This window comes from Haloarchaeobius baliensis (assembly GCF_052060055.1).
GTDB lineage: Archaea > Halobacteriota > Halobacteria > Halobacteriales > Natrialbaceae > Haloarchaeobius > Haloarchaeobius baliensis.
The window spans coordinates 262,131-274,873 of record NZ_JBPPFR010000003.1 but is presented as its reverse complement, the minus strand read 5'-3'; the positions used below and the strand labels follow the sequence as shown (position 1 = coordinate 274,873).

The window sequence follows — 12,743 nt, the reverse complement described above, 5'->3', positions numbered from 1 at the left end:
AGTTCGTCTCCCTGGTGACGTACATGGGGCGTCAGTCCGATGCGGACCCAGGTGTCGCGTTCGCCGCGCTCGGGAACGAGTTGCGGCTCACCATCCTCCGGAGACTGGCAGCGGCGGCGGAGGCCGAGCGTGACGGGCTGTCCTTCACGGAGCTGTACGACGAACTCGCAATCGATAGCACCTCCCAGCTCTCGTACCACCTGAACCAGCTGGACGGCCGGTTCGTCAGGAAGTCGGACGACACCTACGCGCTCACCCAGGCCGGCGACCGGGTCGTGAGGGCGGTCCGGTCGGGGACGTACGAGCAGGAGCCCACCTTCGAGCCGATCACGGTCGAGGGTGCGTGTCCTCGCTGTGCGTGCACGACGCTCTCGGTATCCTACCGCGAGCGGCTGCTGACCGTCGCCTGTGCCGACTGCGACGCGATCGTGGTCACCTACGACCTGCCGCCACCCGCGACGGAGGACCGGACGAGCGAGGAGGTCCTCGCCGCCTGCGACCGGCGTGCACGGAACGACCTCGCGGTCGCGCTGGAGGGGACCTGCCCGACCTGCGGGGGGCTCATGGCCGTCTCGGTCGAGCGCACCGACGAGCCGGCGGGCTACAGCTGCCGGGCCGACTGTTCGCAGTGTGGTATCTGTCTGTTCGCCCCGGTCGAGGCCCGGTTGCTGTACCACCCGGGCGTCGTCTCGTTCTTCTGGTCGCACGACGTCGACGTGACGAGCCTCCCGTTCTGGCGGCTGCTCCCGCTCGTCGAGACGTGGGAGGTCGAACCGGACGGCTCGGAGCCGCTACCGCTCACGGTCACGGTCGTCCACGAGGGTGAGAGACTGGTGGCGTCCGTCGACACCGACCTCTCGGTGACGTTGCTCAAGGATCTTTGAGTAGTATCCCCGATAATATATAAAATTCTCAACAATATTTATCCCCGGGGCAGCGCTACCGGTCACCGTGACAGCTATCAGTACAGACGGGCTCACGAAGCGCTTCGGGGACGACGTCTACGCGGTCGACGAGCTCTCCCTCACGGTCGAGGAGGGCGAGGTGTTCGGCTTCCTCGGCCCGAACGGCTCCGGGAAGTCCACGACCATCGACATGCTGCTGGACTACGTCAGACCCACCGCGGGCTCCGCGTCAGTCCTGGGGTTCGATGCCCAGGCTGAGGCCGACGAGATTCACGACCGGGTCGGCATCCTGCCGGACGGCTACAGCCTGTACGACCGGCTGAGTGGCCGCGAGCATCTCCAGTACGCCATCCGTCTCAAAGGGAGCGACGACGACCCCGACGACCTGCTGCACCGGGTCGGCCTCGACGAGCGCGCCGGCAGCCGTCCCGCGGGTACCTACTCGAAGGGGATGAGCCAACGGCTGGCACTCGGAATCGCGCTCGTCGGAGACCCGGACCTCCTCATCCTCGACGAGCCCTCGAGCGGGCTGGACCCCGACGGGATACGTGACATCCGTGAGCTGACGCTGCAGCACGCTGCCGACGGCGGCACGGTGTTCTTCTCGTCACACATCCTGAGCCAGGTGGAGGCGGTCTGTGACCGGGTCGGCATCCTCGACGATGGCCGGCTGGTGGCGGTCGATACGGTCGACGGGCTGCGGGAGTCGCTCGGGACCGGGACCACCATCACGGTCACCGTCGACGAACCACCCGTCCGTCCAGACCTCGATTCGCTGGCCGGTGTCTCCGGGGTTCACGTCGAGGGTGACGAGATTCAGGTGACGTGCACCGAACCAGCGGCCAAGCTCGCCGTCCTCGACCAGCTCAGAGCGGGCGGGACACGGATCCTGGACTTCGACACCCGGAAGTCCTCCCTGGAGGACCTGTTCTCGGCCTACACCCATCGAGGGCCGGAGACGCCGCCGATGGAGGTGCAGCGATGAACGTGGCCGTCATCGCGCGCAAGGAGTTCGAGGACGCGATGCGGTCGCGTCTCCTCTGGGGTGTCGTCGCGTTCGTCACCGCCATCGTGAGCCTCAGCTTCCTGCTCCCGTTGCTGGTGCCCGCGATGGACACCGGCGTCCTCGCGGCACTCGGCGGGGCCAGCGAGTTCGCCTCGATGCTGGTCCCGATCGTGGCCCTCGTCGCGGCGTATCTCGCCATCGCGGGAGAGCGGGAGTCTGGGAGCCTCCGCATCCTCCTCGGACTCGAACCGGGTCGCACCACGGTCGTCCTTGGCAAGTTCCTCGGCCGAAGCGCGGTCGTCGTCGTCGGACTCCTCGTCGGATTCGTCCTCGCGGGCGTCGTCGCCGTCGCGGTGTACGGGACGGTGCCGGTGACTGCGTTCCTCGCGGTCGTCGTGCTGACCGCCGTGCTCGGTGTCTCCTTCGTCGGAATCGCGGTGGGTGTCTCGGCCGCCGTCGCGACGCGGTCCCGGGCCATGACCGTCGGCATCGCCCTCTATCTGGGGCTCGCCGTCCTCTGGGACCTCGTCCCGCAGGGGGCGTACCTCGCGACGGTCGGGAGTCCACCGGGCGGTTCGGTGCCGGCGTGGTTCGTGTTCCTGCAGGGGTTCAGTCCCTCCGGGGCGTACAGCGCACTCGTCATGTCGGCCATCAACGCGGTCGACCCGGCATACCCCACGGCGACGACGGCGGTGCGGGGCTCGGTGCCGTTCTACGTCGAACCCTGGGCGTTCGCGGTGGTCCTGCTCGCGTGGACGGTCGGTCCGCTGGTCATCGGGACGATGCTGTTCGAGCGCGCGGACCTCGACTGACCGGACCCTCCGACTGACCGGTCCTCCGTCCAGGGACGCCGGCCCGTTCCCACTTCTGAACGAGAACCGTGGTGTCGGAAACTAAGTGCCCGGGGGCAGTAGTGGCCGGACACGAGATGGTCCCCGATCTCCCCTCCCTCACGAGACGACGGCTCATCGGCGGTCTCGCCGGCCTCGGCATGCTCGGGACAGGCGTGACCGTCGGGCTCGGCATGCGCGACCCGACGGCCCTGCCCGACCAGGTCACCGACTACGCATCGCGACAGTACCCGACACCGCCCGAGGTCACCAGCCACTGGCGACCCACGGTGACGGAGGAGCACGCCGCGTTCGCCGTCGACCTGCTGACCGAGACGACGAGCCGTGCCGAATCGCTGTGGAGCGAGTTCGACTCCGAGCGACGGTTCGTCGGCGACGGTGGCTGGCTGGACGACGCCGAGTCCGCGCTGCGCAACGGCGACCACCACGAGGCGCTCTGGCAGGCCACCTACGGCCTCCAGTTCGCCGGTGAGGACCTCGGACGGGCGCGCTGGGAGACCGGCCGAGGCGACCTCCAGGCGCTGGCGACACGCGGCACCGAACTTCAGGAGCGGGCCGCACGTGTCGCCGAGGCCCTCGAACCGTATCGGGTCTCGGACCCCGCGACGGACCTCGCCTGGTACCTCGAGATTGAGCAGGAGGCCATCCTGGCGGAGCAGCTCGCGGACCTGCGCGGCTTCGCGGACGCGACGAACGGCGTGGACGACGAGGACGGACCCGCGACGGCCGGCGTCGACGCGCGGTCGGTCGGCGAGCTGACGGCGAACCTCCTCCAGTCCGAGGTGCACATCGAGAGCGCGGAACGGTTCCAGCGACATCTGGAGCGCCGGCTCGGCGACGACGCGGCGCCGTACTCCGAGCGGTTGCAGGCGGCCACAGAAGCGTTCAGGACGTCGCTCGCGGACACACCGACGCGGGAGGCGGCGCTCGCCCGACAGGGGCTCGGCGACAGTGAACAGGACGACCTGTACGCCTTCGCCCACCGACGGCTCGCCAGGTGGTGCATCCCCTCGGGTGTCCCCTCACCGTGGACGGTCGACGTCGACCGGGAGCTCCGGGTCACGACGGCGGTCGCCTTCTCGACCGGCGTCGCGAAGGCACGAGCGTACGAGCGGGCAGTCGACGAACTCGTACTGGAGCAGGGTCAGACCGGGTTCGACTCTGGGCACCTCATCACGGCGAAGCGCCGCGCCCGCTCGGTCTACCAGTCGGTCATCGGGGAGGACCCACCGCCGCTGCTCACGCGGCAGGCGTCGCGGGCCATCGAGGACCTGCAGGTGGCGGAGGTCGACGGGAGCGGGGACGGTGACTGGAGCCTCGGGCACGAGCGCGTCCAGGCGTACTGCTACGCGCTGATCGGGCGGCTGAAGCTGCAGGAGTACCCCGACCTCTTCGAGACGGTCGTCGAGGGTCCCTGAGCGTCGTCCGTCTCGGGACCAGCGGCTCGTCGGCGCCGGCTGCGACGCGGGGGCTCGGTCGGTTCCGAAGTTACTATGCGCGGGACCGCCCTCCGTCGGGGTATGAACTCGCTTCGCTCGACCGTGGACGAGAGCGTCAAGAACCTCCGCGGAGCGGGGTTCGGTGCGGTCAGAGAGCTCGTCTCGCGGTCGTACCTGCGGTACGCGCGGACCCTCGAGTCGGACGAGATGTTCGACGCGGACTGGGACGTGCTCGTCGTGCTGGACGCCTGCCGGGCGGACCTCTGGGACGAGGTGGCCGGCGACCACGGCCTTCCGACCGGCGAGTCCCGCATCTCCCCAGGCGGCACCTCGACGGAGTGGCTCAGCACCGTGTTCGGTCCCCGGAGCGCCGACGAGCTGGGGGACGTCGGCTACGTCACGGCGAACCCCTACAGCGCGTCGCACGTCGACCACGACGACTTCGCCTTCGTCGAGGAGGTCTGGCGCGACGGCTGGGACGACGACGTGGGGACGACGCGCCCGCGTCAGGTGACCGCGGCAGCGGTGCACGCCGCCCGGACACGGGACGCAGACCGGCTGGTCGTCCACTACATGCAGCCCCACTTCCCGTCGCTGGCCGACGACCGGGACGACGGTATCGCACTCGACGACTTCGGCGAGGAGTCGCTCTCCGTCTGGGAGGACTTCCGCTTCGGCAACCGCAGCTACGATGACGTCTGGGCGGCCTACCGCGCGAACCTCGAGATCGTCCTCGAGGACGTCGAGCTCCTGCTCTCGAACCTCGACGGTGACCGGGTCGTCATCACCGCAGACCACGGGAACGCCATGGGCGAGCATGGCATCTTCGGTCACGCCGCCGGCATCGCACTGCCCGAGCTCCGAACGGTCCCGTGGTCGGTCACGACGGCGACGGACGAGGGGACGTACGACCCGGTCGAGGCGGGGGACCTCGTCGACGGTGACGGAGCGGTCGATGCCGACGTGGCGAGTCGGCTCGAACAGCTCGGCTACCGCTGACCGCAGCGGGTCCGTCAGACCGCCCGCGCCCTGAGCTTCAGGATACCGATAGCGGCCGCGCCGACGGAGGTCGTGAAGAAGAACCCGCCGACACGGGAGATGGCGACGGCGGCGGTGATGGTCGGTGCGACGACCGACGTCGTGGCCACCAGCAGCGTTATCTGGAGGGTCTCGACCCCACCGAGACCGCCGGGCGTGGGGAGCGCCCCGGCGAACGCCCCGAGGGTGACGACGAACAGGGGGATGTACGGTGGGATGACGATGCCCAGCGCCCAGAACGCGAACCAGAGCCCGGCCGCCTGGAGCGCCCAGCCGGACGCCGAGAGCACGACAGCGATGACGAGCCGGCGCCGGTCCGTCGCGATGCGCTCGATACCGACGAAGAACTCCCCGACCATCCGCTCGACAGCCGCGCGACCGGGCACCGAGACCTTCGGGAGCACCCGGTCGGCGAACCGAAGTGGGGGGACGAGGACACGGACAAGTCGCCGCTCCAGCGCCTCGCGCTTGCGCCAGGCGAGCCCGCCGAGCACCGGCAGGGTCACCGCCAGGATGACCAGTCCGGCCGCGAGGTACTGGATGCGCTGGACGAGGACCGCCTGGACCGCGTAGTAGCCGAGCCCGATCAGCGCAAAGAGCAGCGACGGGACGACGTTGATGGTGTCGAAGCTCGTCATCGCCGCCAGCGCCCGCTCGTACTCCGCGTCGCTCGTCTCCGTCACCAGCCACGCGGCGATGGGTTCGCCGCCGGCCTGCCCGAACGGGGAGATGTGGTTCGCGAACGCCGCACCGGCGTGGACCAGCACCGCGTCGACAGCCGAGATCTCGACGCCGACCGCTGCGAGGATGACCCGTAGCGCGACGCCCCAGACACAGAGCCAGGCGAAGATGGCGAGCGGGACCAGCACGACACGGCCCAGGTTCGCCTTGCCGATGGCGTCGAGTATCTCGCCGGTCCCCACGAGGTACGCCAGCCCGAGCAACACGGCGCCCGCGATGGCGAACCCGACCAGCGTCGCGGCGGCGTTGCGAACGTTCACACCGTACCTTGGCCGCAATGGGGGCTTCAAGCCTCCGGAACTGGACGCCAGGGGCCGGCCGTGGCAGCGACCGCGGCGGGACGCCCGGGGAAACGGCTAAGTGGTCCTTCTGTCGACTCTGGAACATGGGCGACCGATACCTCGTCCTCGGTGACCACCACGGTGACACGGAATCCCTCCGGCGTGTGCTGGACGACGTCGACGGCGAGACGTTCGATTTCGTCGTCCACGTCGGGGACTTCACGGACGCGATGCGGGCAGGGCGAGAGACGGCATCCCGCCAGCTACGCGAGGTCGAACCCCTGCTCGCAGACCTCGCCGACCACGCCCGCCACGACCTCGTCTGGGTGTGGGGCAACCGCGACACGTTCGGGGAGTTCGACGCGACGCTCGACGTGGGCACGGAGATACCCACGGCTGGCTGTGTCACCGTTGGTGGCCAGCGGTTCACGAACTCGCCCGACGCCGTGGCCGAGGACGTCATCCTGGTGACCCACATGGAGACGTGGCGGCTGCTCGACCAGTTCGAGGGGCGGGCGCACTTCTGCGGGAACACCCACCTCGGTCGGCTGAAGGGCCGTCGGCTCAACTCGGCGTTCCTCCAGTGCACCCACCGGAAGACGGGCGAGCAGTCCTACGGCGGCTACTTCCTCGTCGACGTGACCGACGAGCCGCCATTAGACGTTGAGATGCGCGAGATCGGGACGCTGAATCGGTTCGACTGTCCCGAACACGGTGAACGCGGTGTCCAGTACCACGACGCGTTCGACGACTGTATGTACTGCGCCGAGCCGGATATCCTGCGACGCGAGATGGCCGCGAGCGCGTTCTACGGGCTGACACACGACCGCGACCAGGACACCGTCTCGGCGGGGGAACTGGTGTCGTCCGCAGTCGACCTGTGGGATGACTCGCCGACCGACTTCCGGTCGGAGTTCGCCGCGTACGTCGACGGAATCGAGGACGACCGCTACGCGCCCCTTGCCCGGACGGACGGGGGGCGACTCTGCGTCGCCGAGACCAGCTACGCCTACTGAGGCTGCTGTCGCGTTTTCCACGATATCGTGGAGCGGCTGCCGGACACCGTCACTCGGACGGTCCGCGTCCAGCCTCGCGCATGTACTCGTCGAGCCGGTCCACGATGGCCTCGGCGAAGGACTCGTCGTTGATGTCCGTGTCCAGTTCGAGGAGTTCCACCTCGGCGTCGAGGTGCTCCCGGAGGGCGTCGAACAGGGCCGCGTCGGCCTCCGGGTCGTGGAAGTCCTCGCCATCGACGTCGATCATCGAGACGCCTGCGAGTGGAAGCGCGAGCGCCGTCGGCCCGGTTGCAGCGTTCAGCTTCTCGGCGATGATGCGACCGAGTTCGGCGTTCTCCTCCGGTGTCGTCCGCATGAGCGTCACCTGCGGGTTGTGGACGTGGAACTGCCGGCTCTCGAACTCGGCCGGCACGGAGTCCCGCGGTCCGAAGTTCACCATGTCGAGTGCGCCCGTCGATACGACCTGCGGGATGCCGGCCTCGCCGGCGGCGTCCAGCCGTTCGGGGCCCGCGTTCAGGACACCACCGACGAGTTCGTCCGCCCACTCGGTCGTGGTCACGTCGAGGACGCCGTCGATGATGCCCTCCTCGACGAGCGACTCCATCGCCCGGCCGCCGGTGCCAGTCGCGTGGAAGACGATGGTCTCGTAGCCCCGGTCCTCGAGCAGTTCGCGGGCGTGCTGGACACAGGGGGTCGTGACGCCGAACATCGTGATGCCGATTGTGGGGCGGTCCTCGACCGCCACGTCCGGGTCGTTGACCACCATCCCGACCATGGCGAGGGCGGCGTTGGCGATGACCCGCCGCGAGAGCTGGTTCAGTCCCTCGATGTCGGCGACGGAGTAGAGCATCGCGATGTCACGGGACCCGACGTACGGCTCGGTGTCGCCGGAGGCCATCGTCGACACCATGAACTTGGGGACTCCGACGGGGAGTGCCCGCATCGCCGTCGTCGCGATGGAGGTGTTGCCCGAGCCGCCCAGTCCGAGCACGCCGTCGAGGACGCCCTCGTCGTGGAGTCGTTGCGCGACGGCGGCGGCTCCCCGTCCCATCGCCTCCATCGCCTCGCCACGGTCGCCGTCCCCGCGGAGCGCGTCGAGGGTGGTGCCGCCAGCCTTGGCGACCTCGCTGGCCGACGTGTCCGGTGTGAACTCCGGGTCGCCCATGACGCCGACGTCGACGACGTGGGTATCGACGCCCTGTGCTTCGATGACGTCCCGGGCGAACCCGATCTCCTCTCCCTTCGTGTCCAGCGTGCCGATGATGACGACGGCCATGCTAGAACTCGATCTCCTTGAACTCCCGCGCCTGGTTCTGGATCGCCTCCTCGGTGGGCAGCCGTTCGATGCTGGACGCCCCGAAGAAGCCGACCACTCCCTCCGTGTTGTTCAGGACGAACTCGGCGTCGTCGGGCCAGGCGATGGGGCCGCCGTGGCAGATGACCAGCACGTCCTCGTTCACCGACTTCGCCGCGTCGTGGTGGGCCTGCACGCGCTCGGCGGCCGATTCGAGGTCCAGCGCGGTCTCGGCCCCGATGTCACCGGAGGTCGTCAGCCCCATGTGCGAGACGACGACGTCGGCCCCCGCCTCGGCCATCGCGCGGGCCTGCTCCTCGGTGAAGACGTACGGACAGGTCAGCATGTCCTGCTCGGCGGCCTCGCGTATCATCTCCACCTCCTTGTCGTAGCCCATCCCGGTCTCCTCGAGGTTCTGCCGGAACCCGCTATCCTCGTCGATGAGTCCGACGGTCGGGAAGTTCTGGACGCCGGAGAAGCCCCGGCGCTTCAGGTCCTCGATGAACACGTCCATCTGGCGGAACGGGTCGGTGCCGTTGACCCCGGCGAGCACCGGCGTGTCCTCCACGACCGGGATGACCTCGTGGCCCATCTCGACGACGATCTCGTTCGCGTCGCCGTAGGGGAGGAGCCCCGCGAGCGACCCCCGGCCGTTCATGCGGTACCGGCCACTGTTGTAGATGATGAGCAGATCGACGCCCCCCCGTTCGGCGAACTTCGCCGAGATGCCTGTCCCCGCACCGGCTCCGATTATGGGTTCCCCGCTCGACGCGACGTCTCTGAGCCGTGCGAGCGACTCGGAACGTGTGAACTTCATATGCCAATTGGTACCATCTATCGGACAGATATTGAAGCTGTGGGAGAGGAATCGGGAACAGTCCCGAAGCCTCCCCGATCCCCGTCGAGTACCAGGCCTCGGGAACCAGGCGACGAGGTGCCGAAAGCCACTCCTTCGTAATAACTGACAGGTCTCGGTGCAGTTATACTCCGCTGGATGGAGTGATATGTGTAGTCATGCCAGAGGAGTTCTTCGTGAGCAGCGATGACGTATCGACCCAGCTGTTCGACTGGGGCAGCCTGAAGTGGATGGCGACGCCCGAGGTCAACGGCTCGGAGCGCCTCAGCGCGGGCGTCGTGAACCTCGAACCCGGCAAGGGGCACGACCTGCACACCCATCCGGACAGCGACGAGATACTCTACTTCATCGCCGGAGAGGGCGAGCAGACAGTCGAGGGAGAGACGCGCGAGGTCGGCCCTGGAGAGATGGTGTACATCCCCGCCGGCGTGGAACACGGGACGACCAACACAGGCTGGGAGACGCTCCAGCTCCTCGCGGTGTACGCCCCACCCGGACCCGAGGACGTGCTGGCCGACCTGCCCGAGTGCGAGATCGTTCCCGCCGGTGAGATTCCGGTCAGGGACGACTGAAGGGAGTCCCTGACCGGGCAGTATCGCCGGTCGCCATCCGCCGTCTCACCGGCCGCCGACGTTCGACGCACCCCAGGTCACGTCGACCGCGTCGGTCACGGACGACCAGCTGCCGACCTCGACGACCGACACCGTGAGGTCGGTGCTGTTCACGTCGACGACCCGCGCCATCGTCCGGGAAGCGCTCGACTGCACCCAGTACTGCGTCGGCGTCTCGTCGAGTCCGTGGGGGACATCGTCGCCGTCGCGCACCGTCGCAGTGCCCCCATTCTCGGTCGTGTAGCCCACGTTGTCGCGGTAGACCGAGCTGGACGAGCAGGCGGGCCTCTCGACGGCGCGGCTGGCGTGGTTCCGGAACAGGTTCGCCGTCACTCGATTCGCGTCTGACCCGGCCGTCTCGACGAGTCCGTGGCGCTGTGGTCGGTCGCCGCCCACGTCGTTGACGAACGTCGACTCGGAGACGAGGCTATCCCGGGCGCCGTCGAGCACGAGCCCGCTGTACGAGCCGGGAGCGTCGCGGGAGTTGTCGGCCACGAACGCGTTCCGGATCGCCACTCGCTCGCCCGTGACGAGCGCGCCGTGCCGGCGATTGCGTTCGAAGTGACCGCCGAGCAGGTCGAGGTCGACCGCGCTCTCGAGGACGCGGACCCCGGCCTCGCCGCGGTTGTCGTAGGCGTGCGGGTGGACGACCGTGCTCCCCGCTGCGGCCATGGTGAACCCGTGACCGGCACAGCCCTCGGCGTAGAGGTTCGTCCCGAACAGGTCGCCGACGTGGCCGAAGACGAACCCGTCGCCGCCACAGCGGGCCACGTCGATGTCCGACAGCACGGGCTCGAAGGAGTACTCGCCGTCGGGTCCAGGCTCGAACCGGATGCCGTCCCCCGGGGGCTCGCGCACGACGAGGCCGTCGAGGACGACCCGCCAGCTGTAGCCAGTGACCGAGACGGCGGCCCCGGTGTCGGTCGTAGCCCCGCCCTGATTCTCGCTCCGGTTGCCGTCGAACCGCAGGTCGGAGAGTCGGGCGTGCTCCGTGCCGGATGGCACCTGCAGCAGGTCCTCGTCGAGGTCCGGTCCGGCCCGAATGGTCGAGGCTGTGCCGCTCCCGGCGAGCCAGGTCGACGACGCGAGTCGCACCGGTCGGTGTAGTTCGTAGGTCCCGGGCGCGAGTCCGATGGCGGTGCCGGTGCCACCCGACGAGCCGGCATCGACGGCGTACTGGAGCGCGTCGGCGGCGGCACCGTCGAACACCGGGGCGTCCTCGCCGCGACGTTCGACACGGGTGCTCCCCGACCCCCGATAGACGACGAAGTCCGGGGCAGCGAGGGTGCTCGACTGCCTCACGGCCGGGTCCTCCGTTCGAGTCTTGCGCGACCGAACCTGTGCTCGACGGGCGAACCCTGCCGTCGCGAGGCCGACGCCGACGGCCCCGAGGAGCGAGCGTCGCCGACGGTCGATGTCGCGCCGAACCATCGGTTGCTACCCGACAGTTCGGCCGTGACGGACGTAAGCGTACGTTCCAACTGCCGACCAGCTGAGAGGAGTCCGGGGGGCATCGCTCACTTCTCGATGACGACGAAGTCGCGTTCGCCGGTCCAGAGCGCGTAGAGCGGGACCACCTGCTCCAGCAACGCGTACACCGGTGTCAGCACGAGGAGTGCGGTGCCTCTGAGCCCGCCGATGCGTCTCGCGCCGATGGCGATTGTGCCGACGTACAGGAGGCTCCCGAGCGCGAGCAGGACGACGAACCAGCCCGGGAGGGCGAGTCCGTGCCCCAGCAGCCAGAGTGGGAGGAACACCCAGCTCGAGGTGACCGCGACCGTCCAGATGGCGATTCGGAGTCCGACGACGACCTGACTGGCGAGCGGTGCCCGCGGCAGGTACCGCGCGATGCCGAGGTACCAGCGGGCCCGCTGGTCCAGGAAGGAACGCACGTCGTGCGGGCTCAGGACGCTGACGCGGGTCGCGCTCTGCCACACCGGCACGTCCCGCTTTGCGAGTTCCAGCGCGAACGCGAAGTCCTCGACGATGGTGTCGCGGTCGAACCCGACGTCGGTGAGCACGTCGCCGCGGGCACAGAGCAGCTCGCCGTGGAACCCGAGGTACGGCCGCCCGAGCACGCCGTTGAACAGCCGGTAGATGGAGACGTCGTCGACGTACCGGATGTGGTCGGTCATGAACGTCAGGGTGGACCGGCCCGGGCGCGGGATCAGCACGGGGTTCATCGCGCGGTAACCACGCGCCTCGTAGTGGGGGATCTCGTAGGTGAACGTGTCGTCGAGGATGCGGTTGTCGTCGTCGATGAAGCCGTACCAGTGCTCGGGCTCAGCGGCCACAACCTGCTCGATGAAGTACTGGATGGCGCGGCCCTTCGCGACTGCCTCGCAGTCGAACCCATCGGGGACGACCACCGTCGAGACGTCGTCGCGGGCGACGAGTTCGTCCGCGAGGTCGCTCCCCTCGTCGAGGACGCAGTACACCTCGTAGTCGGGGAACGTCGACACGGTGTGCTCGATGGTCTCGACGAGGGCGGGGCGAACGTGCTCGGCCGCCACCGTCGGGATGACCAGGCGCAGGTTCTCGACTGGCTCGTCCGCACGCTCGGTGCGGTAGAACGTCGACGCGAGCAGTCCGAGCCCGACCATCGCGGTGAACGCGACGCCGACGAGGATGCCGAGCAACTGGACGGCCGAGACGAGTGAGCTCCAGATCATGGGTTGTAGATGGTTGAAGGCAGGTGCTCAAGC

At 68.8% G+C, this 12,743-nt stretch carries 12 protein-coding genes; 7 read left to right on the top strand and 5 right to left on the bottom strand.

All coding sequences use genetic code 11. The annotated features are described in order from the left end of the window. The first annotated feature begins 23 nt into the window (after positions 1–23). The 5 genes from ACSG06_RS18075 to ACSG06_RS18055 all read left to right on the top strand — a co-directional run bounded on the left by ACSG06_RS18075 (position 24) and on the right by ACSG06_RS18055 (position 5,200). The gene (locus ACSG06_RS18075) at positions 24–884 is read left to right on the top strand and encodes a DUF7351 domain-containing protein (protein ID WP_440991689.1); all 861 of its coding nucleotides are present in this window, start codon (positions 24–26) and stop codon (positions 882–884) included. A 67-nt stretch (positions 885–951) separates the two neighbouring features. Next, entirely contained in the window at positions 952–1,890 is a 939-nt protein-coding gene (locus ACSG06_RS18070; protein WP_440991688.1) for an ABC transporter ATP-binding protein, read from the top strand. Next, entirely contained in the window at positions 1,887–2,723 is an 837-nt protein-coding gene (locus ACSG06_RS18065; protein ID WP_440991687.1) for an ABC transporter permease subunit, read from the top strand. Before ACSG06_RS18070 ends, ACSG06_RS18065 begins: the two co-directional genes overlap by 4 nt. Before the next feature lie 116 nt (positions 2,724–2,839). Continuing rightward, entirely contained in the window at positions 2,840–4,180 is a 1,341-nt protein-coding gene (locus ACSG06_RS18060; protein WP_440991686.1) for a hypothetical protein, read from the top strand. Positions 4,181–4,282: 102 nt separating this feature from the next. Next, positions 4,283–5,200, top strand: a complete 918-nt coding sequence (locus ACSG06_RS18055; RefSeq protein ID WP_440991685.1) for an alkaline phosphatase family protein — start codon at positions 4,283–4,285, stop codon at positions 5,198–5,200. 14 nt (positions 5,201–5,214) lie between these two features. On the opposite strand, the gene ACSG06_RS18050 is transcribed toward ACSG06_RS18055, so the two are convergent. Then, complete coding sequence (locus tag ACSG06_RS18050; protein WP_440991684.1) at positions 5,215–6,240, bottom strand: flippase-like domain-containing protein; 1,026 nt, start codon at positions 6,238–6,240, stop codon at positions 5,215–5,217. Between the two features lie 125 nt (positions 6,241–6,365). Here ACSG06_RS18050 and ACSG06_RS18045 point away from each other — a divergent pair, with 125 nt between their 5' ends. After that, positions 6,366–7,277, top strand: coding sequence for a metallophosphoesterase (locus ACSG06_RS18045; RefSeq protein ID WP_440991683.1), 912 nt, complete (start codon positions 6,366–6,368; stop codon positions 7,275–7,277). A 49-nt stretch (positions 7,278–7,326) separates the two neighbouring features. On the opposite strand, the gene ACSG06_RS18040 is transcribed toward ACSG06_RS18045, so the two are convergent. Both ACSG06_RS18040 and ACSG06_RS18035 read right to left on the bottom strand, forming a co-directional pair. Then, entirely contained in the window at positions 7,327–8,553 is a 1,227-nt protein-coding gene (locus ACSG06_RS18040; RefSeq protein ID WP_440991682.1) for a Tm-1-like ATP-binding domain-containing protein, read from the bottom strand. 1 nt (position 8,554) lies between these two features. Beyond that, positions 8,555–9,388, bottom strand: coding sequence for a phosphoenolpyruvate hydrolase family protein (locus tag ACSG06_RS18035; protein ID WP_440991681.1), 834 nt, complete (start codon positions 9,386–9,388; stop codon positions 8,555–8,557). Positions 9,389–9,585: 197 nt separating this feature from the next. On the opposite strand from ACSG06_RS18035, the gene ACSG06_RS18030 reads away from it, so the two are divergent. Beyond that, positions 9,586–9,999 carry a cupin domain-containing protein gene (locus ACSG06_RS18030; RefSeq protein WP_440991680.1) on the top strand — a complete coding sequence of 138 codons (414 nt, stop codon included), beginning with the start codon at positions 9,586–9,588 and terminating at the stop codon, positions 9,997–9,999. A gap of 45 nt (positions 10,000–10,044) precedes the next feature. Here the strand turns inward: ACSG06_RS18030 and ACSG06_RS18025 are convergent, their stop codons facing one another. Together ACSG06_RS18025 and ACSG06_RS18020 are read right to left on the bottom strand one after the other, a co-directional pair. Then, the gene (locus ACSG06_RS18025) at positions 10,045–11,469 is read right to left on the bottom strand and encodes a right-handed parallel beta-helix repeat-containing protein (RefSeq protein WP_440991679.1); all 1,425 of its coding nucleotides are present in this window, start codon (positions 11,467–11,469) and stop codon (positions 10,045–10,047) included. Between the two features lie 86 nt (positions 11,470–11,555). Continuing rightward, positions 11,556–12,710: a glycosyltransferase family 2 protein gene (locus tag ACSG06_RS18020; RefSeq protein WP_440991678.1), complete on the bottom strand. Its 1,155-nt coding sequence runs from the start codon at positions 12,708–12,710 to the stop codon at positions 11,556–11,558. Between the last annotated feature and the right edge of the window lie 33 nt (positions 12,711–12,743).

What these genes read in the sequence shown, in the direction of transcription:
- ACSG06_RS18075 (WP_440991689.1), top strand. Translation starts at nt 24, where the DNA reads ATGGGGCGTCAGTCCGATGCGGACCCAGGTGTCGCGTTCGCCGCGCTC.
- ACSG06_RS18045 (WP_440991683.1), top strand. Translation starts at nt 6,366, where the DNA reads ATGGGCGACCGATACCTCGTCCTCGGTGACCACCACGGTGACACGGAA.
- ACSG06_RS18025 (WP_440991679.1), bottom strand. Translation starts at nt 11,469, where the DNA reads ATGGTTCGGCGCGACATCGACCGTCGGCGACGCTCGCTCCTCGGGGCC.
- ACSG06_RS18065 (WP_440991687.1), top strand. Translation starts at nt 1,887, where the DNA reads ATGAACGTGGCCGTCATCGCGCGCAAGGAGTTCGAGGACGCGATGCGG.
- ACSG06_RS18020 (WP_440991678.1), bottom strand. Translation starts at nt 12,710, where the DNA reads ATGATCTGGAGCTCACTCGTCTCGGCCGTCCAGTTGCTCGGCATCCTC.
- ACSG06_RS18030 (WP_440991680.1), top strand. Translation starts at nt 9,586, where the DNA reads ATGCCAGAGGAGTTCTTCGTGAGCAGCGATGACGTATCGACCCAGCTG.
- ACSG06_RS18060 (WP_440991686.1), top strand. Translation starts at nt 2,840, where the DNA reads ATGGTCCCCGATCTCCCCTCCCTCACGAGACGACGGCTCATCGGCGGT.
- ACSG06_RS18055 (WP_440991685.1), top strand. Translation starts at nt 4,283, where the DNA reads ATGAACTCGCTTCGCTCGACCGTGGACGAGAGCGTCAAGAACCTCCGC.
- ACSG06_RS18035 (WP_440991681.1), bottom strand. Translation starts at nt 9,388, where the DNA reads ATGAAGTTCACACGTTCCGAGTCGCTCGCACGGCTCAGAGACGTCGCG.
- ACSG06_RS18040 (WP_440991682.1), bottom strand. Translation starts at nt 8,553, where the DNA reads ATGGCCGTCGTCATCATCGGCACGCTGGACACGAAGGGAGAGGAGATC.